This is a genomic window from Herbaspirillum sp. UBA812 (genome assembly GCF_002296545.1).
Lineage (GTDB): Bacteria > Pseudomonadota > Gammaproteobacteria > Burkholderiales > Burkholderiaceae_D > Herbaspirillum > Herbaspirillum huttiense.
Genome location: NZ_DBIC01000379.1, coordinates 1 through 5,843 on the forward strand (window position 1 = coordinate 1; position 5,843 = coordinate 5,843).

5 protein-coding genes are annotated in these 5,843 nt (G+C 62.7%); 1 reads left to right on the forward strand and 4 read right to left on the reverse strand.

Annotation, left to right across the window (positions count from 1 at the left end; translation table 11 throughout):
- Window positions 1–596 (reverse strand): radical SAM protein (locus tag B3873_RS24950; RefSeq protein WP_286869704.1); only part of this gene is annotated, 596 nt, incomplete at its 3' end.
- A gap of 467 nt (window positions 597–1,063) precedes the next feature.
- Here B3873_RS24950 and B3873_RS24955 point away from each other — a divergent pair.
- On the forward strand, window positions 1,064–1,618 hold the full coding sequence (locus B3873_RS24955; protein WP_134224133.1) for a hypothetical protein: 555 nt from the start codon (window positions 1,064–1,066) through the stop codon (window positions 1,616–1,618).
- Here B3873_RS24955 and B3873_RS24960 read toward each other — a convergent pair.
- The 3 genes from B3873_RS24960 to B3873_RS24970 all read right to left on the reverse strand — a co-directional run.
- Window positions 1,609–3,171: a histidine-type phosphatase gene (locus B3873_RS24960; RefSeq protein WP_286869705.1), complete on the reverse strand. Its 1,563-nt coding sequence runs from the start codon at window positions 3,169–3,171 to the stop codon at window positions 1,609–1,611. The genes B3873_RS24955 and B3873_RS24960 overlap by 10 nt on opposite strands.
- Before the next feature lie 50 nt (window positions 3,172–3,221).
- Window positions 3,222–5,336 carry a TonB-dependent siderophore receptor gene (locus B3873_RS24965; protein ID WP_286869707.1) on the reverse strand — a complete coding sequence of 705 codons (2,115 nt, stop codon included), beginning with the start codon at window positions 5,334–5,336 and terminating at the stop codon, window positions 3,222–3,224.
- A 108-nt stretch (window positions 5,337–5,444) separates the two neighbouring features.
- Window positions 5,445–5,843: ExbD/TolR family protein (locus B3873_RS24970; RefSeq protein ID WP_286869708.1), on the reverse strand; the 399-nt coding region annotated here is incomplete at its 5' end.

Sequence of the window (5,843 nt, forward strand, 5' to 3'; positions counted from 1 at the left end):
ACCGCCAGCTGGACTTCCGGATCGAAATCCTGCACGCCCAGGCTGATGCGGTTGAACCCCTGCTCACGCAGCTTGTGGACACGCGCCACCGACACCGTGCGCGGATCGATCTCGATCGAATATTCACCCACGTGATCCGGAGCCAACGTGAAGCTGTGGCGGATATGACTCATCAGATCCGACATCTGCTCGTCGGAGAGGTAAGTCGGCGTACCGCCACCGAAGTGCAACTGCTCGACCTGGTTCATGCCGGAGAAGAGCGAGCCCTGCATGCTGATCTCGCGCTTGAGATAGCTCAGGTAGAGCGAGGCCTTGGCGCGGTTCTTGGTGACGATCTTGTTGCAGGCGCAGTAATAGCAGATGGTGTCGCAGAACGGGATGTGCAGGTACAGCGACAGCGCCCGCCAGGCGCTCATGTTGCGGCGGTCGGAGACCGCATGCAGGTAGTCGGTGACGGCGAAGTCACTCGAAAAGCGATCTGCCGTGGGATAGGACGTGTAACGCGGACCACGCTGGTCCATTTTGCGCAGGACGGCCTTGTTCATGCCGGCGAGACTGGCGGATGGATGCAGGATTGACGGATGGGCGACTTGCATGCGATGCTCCTGGCCGGCTGCCACGCCGGACTGACGCGGCGCGCACATGCGCTGGGCCGCGAGCCCACCGGGCGAGCTGGTATTGACTGGAGCTTGCAGAATAGACAGATCACTTCGGGACCGCATTGATGTGCATCAAAGGGGCAGGACCTGTTGCCGGAACGGCATCAACAGGAAGGCTGAAGCGGCCGCCTGTGGTGTCAATGTCACGCGGCGTGTTCCTCCTGCCGTTTTTGATTGCTTTTCGGCATTGTCGCGCTTTACAGAGCGATGCGCCAAACCCTAGGCTGCGATGGACGGCATCTGACCGTCTTTCATCTTCAATCCCGGGGGATTTCTTCGTGCACCGTTTCCAACTTTCCTGCGCTTGTCTCATCAGCCTGGCTGCCCTTGGCAGCACCGCCCAGGCCGCCAATCTCGGCCTCAGTGGCGAACTCGGCACTACCGGTGTGGGCGTCCACCTGAGCGTGCCGCTGGCGCAACAGCTCAATGCCCGCTTCGGGGTCAACTATTTTGATTATTCCTTCAACTCTAGCACCAATGATGTGAACTACGATGCCAAAGCCAAGCTGCGCACCTTCGATGCGCTGCTGGACTGGTTCCCGTTCGACAACGGCTTCCGTCTCTCCGGCGGCGTGGTCTACAACGGCAACAAGATCGACGCCACCGGCAAACCCAAGGCCAACGGCATCTATACCATCAATGGCAACGTCTATACCGCTTCACAGGCAGGCCAGGTCGATGGCCGCATCGATTTCAAGAAGTTCGCACCCTACGTGGGCCTGGGCTGGGGCAATGCAGTCGCCCCGGCCAAGCCGGGCTGGGGCTTCACGGCCGACCTGGGCGTGATGTTCCAGGGCAATGCCTCGACCTCGGTCAGCAACTCCGGCTGCAACGCCCCCGCCGCAATCTGCGCGCGCCTGGCCACCGACGTGGCGGCCGAAAACGCCCAGCTCAGCGACAAGGTGCATGGCTACAACCTGTATCCGGTGCTGCGGGTGGGCGTGAGCTATCAGTTCTGATTGTGCTGTTCGGCCTTGCGGGCCGATCCGTAACAGGCCCGCAAGGCGCGATAGTCGTAGTAATGGCTGCCCGGCGAAAGCCGCGCAGCATCGCAGTCCGGCTTGAAATCCATCTCCGCTTCGTTGTACAGCAGGCGCACCACGGTGCGGCCTGCGGCATTGGCGAACATGTCCCATTGCAGGTTGGCGGCCATCGGCGCGATCAGCGCGCCACGCCAGCCATTGCTGGCCGGGGCATAGGGCGCGCGCTCGGTCACCTGCTGCGATGCGCCGGGCAGGCCCAGCAGCGCAGCCAGCGGGATCACGATCTCGGCGTGGGCGAAACGCAGCTTGGCCAGATGGCGGCGCTGCCCGCGCTCAATGGCATCAGCCTCATCAAAAAAATCCTGCAGCAGGATGCGCGCCATGCGCCAGGACACATCGCCCTGCTCTACCATGCCCGGCCCCTTGCTGTAGAAGTCTTCAGCATCTTCAGCCTCGGCGTAACGCTGCGCCGCCAACGGTGGCATGAATCGTTCAAACTCCTTCACATCGCTGCCAGCCTGCTCCAGTTCACTGCGCATGCCGGCACTGATGGCATAAAGGTCATACAGCGCCCAGGCGGCCTGCAAGCCGTTGACGATCACGCTGCGGCCATCGCCGGTCAGCGTGTTGGTGTAACGCCCATCGGCGCTGGAAAATGTCAGCGTGCCGCTGTTGCTGAAACGGTAGCTCCCCTGCCCCAGCCGGCTCAGAAAATCTGGCTTGAACAGCCGTGCCAGGACCACATCGGCCGCCTCCTGCAAGCGCGGATCCTGCCGGATGCGGGCCAGTTGCGCCTGTAAGGCCGGACTGCGAGCATAAGCCTGGTAGGCCTGGCTGTCGCGCCAGGTCTGCAGGCGCAGCGCCTGCTGAGGATCCGCGCCGGAGGTCTCTGCCGGGGGCGTCTTGGGCAAACGGTGGAAATACAGCAGATAGGCATCGCCGGACGGCCCCCGCACCTGGTCGCGCAGACCAGGGCGGACCACCAGCAGCGCCCGGGTGAAGGCCTCGGCACTGTCCACTGCGCGATCCTTGCCGGAACTGACCACGACCACCGCGCGCCCGGCGCTGCCGGCCTGATCGAACAGGCCGGGCAGGCGCTGCACCATCCGGTGCGCCAGATCGGCATGCTCCTGCAAGCCGGTCCGGGTCTCGTTGCCATAGCCGGGCTGGCTGATGCCTGGCACCCCGGCCCCCAGCAGGAAGTTGGCGCGCAGCATGGCCTGCAAGGCCGGTCCCAGTTCGCGGCCCAGCGGGGTCAGCGCATCCTCCTGTTCGGCTTGCTGCCAAAGGCGATACAAGGCCAGATCGGATTTCATCCCCGTCAGGCCGCGTGATCCATGGCGCGCCAGCAGTTGCGTGAACACCGGTTCATATCCAGGCGGAACCGGCTCCAGGCTGGCCATCGTCTGGCGTGGTGCGTAGGGGGTCTTGGTCTGGCGATCATCACGATCGGCGGCCTGCGCCAGGCTGGCGGCCAGCAGCAAGCCGGTCAGCCAGACACAGGCCCTTGCGGGCTGATTGGAGAACATGCCACCGATCATGTTGTTTCACCCTTTGCGGATCAAGAAAACCCTGGCACTCAGAAGTCTGCGCGCACGTTCAGGTTCAGGGTACGCGGCGCACCCACGTTCAGGTAAGTTTCCTGATAGTAGGTCCAGTACTTGCGATTGGCCAGGTTGGTGATGTTGGCGCTCCAGGTCGTCATGTGGCCACCGATGCGGGTGCGATAGTTCAGCCCCGCATCAAACAGGCTGTATGGCGACAGCATGTTGGCATTGGCCGAATCCAGCGCCATGGTTCCGACATACTGCGCGCCGGCATGCAATTGCAGCCCCGGCAAGGCTGCCACGCGGTAAGTCAATTGCGCACCGGCCTGCATATCGGCCGCACCGACGGCACGCTTGCCGTTGACCGCGGCCGCAGCGTGGGTGATCTCCGACCCCATGACCATGACGCTGCCATCCAGGCTCAAATCACGCGTGAGCTGCAGCGAGCCATTGGCTTCCACGCCGCGATACACGCTCTGGCCATCGGCCACGTAGACGTTAGCGCTGTTGATGTACTGCGAGCCGCGCTCGATGCGGAACAGTGCCAGGCTGCCGTTCCAGCCATCGTGCTCGGTCTTGACGCCCACTTCGGCCTGTTTGCTCTTGATCGGCGCGAAGGTCTGGTTGGCATTGACGGTAGTAGTCGGCGCGGAGGCACTCTGCTCCAATGCTTCGGCATAGCTGACGTAGACCGTGGTATCGGCGCGCGGCTTGTACATCACGGCTGCCGTCGGGCTCAGCGGATTGGCGGTGAAGCGCGCGCTGGTGGTGTTGGCAGTGCTGTAGGCGGTATCGATGTAGTTGGTATAGCGCACACCGGCCAGCACCGACCAGCGCTCGTCGAACTTCATCGTGTCGCTGGCGAAGAGCGCGGTCTGGGTGGTCTTTTCATCGCGATAAGTGCCGCCGCTGTAGTTGACGCTGTCGGCCGAGTAGATCGTCGGCGCATACAGGTTGCCGGTGCCGATGTAAGGCTTGGGCGTATTGACCGAGGAGGTCGAGAGCAGGTTCTGCGCCATCGCGCCGAACACCAGCTCATGCTGGAGGAATCCGGTGCGCACCTTGCCCTGCACCATGGCTTGCGCTTCGTTGAATTCATAGCCGTGGTATTCCGAGGTCACACGGTCACGGTAATTGCCGCTGTTGCTGGTGATGTAGTACTGGTCCTTCTTGTAGATGCGTACCGATTCGGAGTGACGCACGGCGACGCTGGCCTTCCAGTCATCTGAAAGACGGTAGTCGGCGCTCAGCGTCACCAGGCGGTAATCGACATCGGTGAAGGAGCCATTGCTGTAGAGCCGGGTCGTGCCATCCAGCGGCGAAGGAATCCTGAAGCCGCTGACGATGACATCGGTGCCGCCGGTGGCGATGCGGCGCTGGTAGATGGCATCCAGCCGCACAGTCAGGTCGCTGGTGAGGCGGGCATCGAAGGATGCGCCGATGGACTGGCGGTTGATGCTGCCGTGATCGGCCTCGGTATCGCCGCTTTCGTTGACCAGGTTGACGCGGTAACCGAAGCGCTGGTCCTCGCCAAAGCGCCCACCGGCATCGACATGTTCCTTCCAGGTACCGCCGCTGGCATAGCCGAGATCGGTGGCGAAGAAGGTGTCATCGGTCGGGCGCTTGGTGACGTAATTGATGATCCCGCCCGGCGAGCCGAAACCATACATGAAGCCGGACAAGCCCTTGAGCACTTCCACCTGCTCGAACATCTCCAGCGGCATTTCAGTCCCGCGGTTGATGTTGGCCAGGCCATCGATCTTGTAGCCGTTCAGGTCATCCAGGCGCAGGCCGCGCACCGAGATGGTGGCCGGGTGCGTGCCATTGACCGGACTGTTGTTGCTGACGCTGGCGTCGTACTTCAGCACCTCGGCCAGCGAGGTGGCCTGGCGATCTTCGATCTCGTCGCTCTTGACCGCACGCGTGGAGAACGGCGTCTCCAGTTCGGAGCGTTCACCGAGGGCACCGCTGCTGACCTTCTCGGCCAATTTCTTCTTGTCGGCGCTGTCGGTGACGGTGATCTGGGGCAGGACGCTGTCATCGGCCTGCGCCATCAGCGGGCCGGCGCTGCCCAGCAGGAGGCCGGCGCCGAGCAGGGCACGGCGCATGGTGGACGGACGGAAACGGGCAATGCGTGTGGAATTCATGTCGGACTCGCAGTGGATGTGGAGAGAGAGGGAGTTGATTTGGCTATGCAATGGACCGACCGGGCAATGCCGGCCAGTCTTCTTTTTTTTATCGGGTCGTTATCGGGTTCATGGCCGTGGATCAGTCACGAAACCGATCTTGGCCAGCCCGCCTGCCTGTGCGATGGCCATCACCTGAGCCACTTTTTCGTAGGGTGTGGTGCGAGCTGCTCGCAGATGCAGTTCCGGCGGCTGCGGTGCGGAGGCTGCCTTGCCGATGCGAGCCTGCAGTTGCCCCTTATCGACCGGTTCGTCGTTCCAGAAGGTCTTGCCGTCGGCATCGATGGCGAGGTTGATGCTGTCCGGCTTGAGCGTATCGGGTTGGGCGGTGGCGCGCGGCAGGTCGATCTTGACGGCGTTGTTCATGACCGGGACCGTGATGATGAAGATGATCAACAGCACCAGCATCACGTCCACCAGCGGGGTGGTGTTGATCTCGGGATTGAAGTCATCGTCCGAATCGGAGAG

Coding starts and splice junctions, on each gene's coding strand:
- B3873_RS24960 (WP_286869705.1), bottom strand. CDS start 3,171: ATGTTCTCCAATCAGCCCGCAAGGGCCTGTGTCTGGCTGACCGGCTTG.
- B3873_RS24965 (WP_286869707.1), bottom strand. CDS start 5,336: ATGAATTCCACACGCATTGCCCGTTTCCGTCCGTCCACCATGCGCCGT.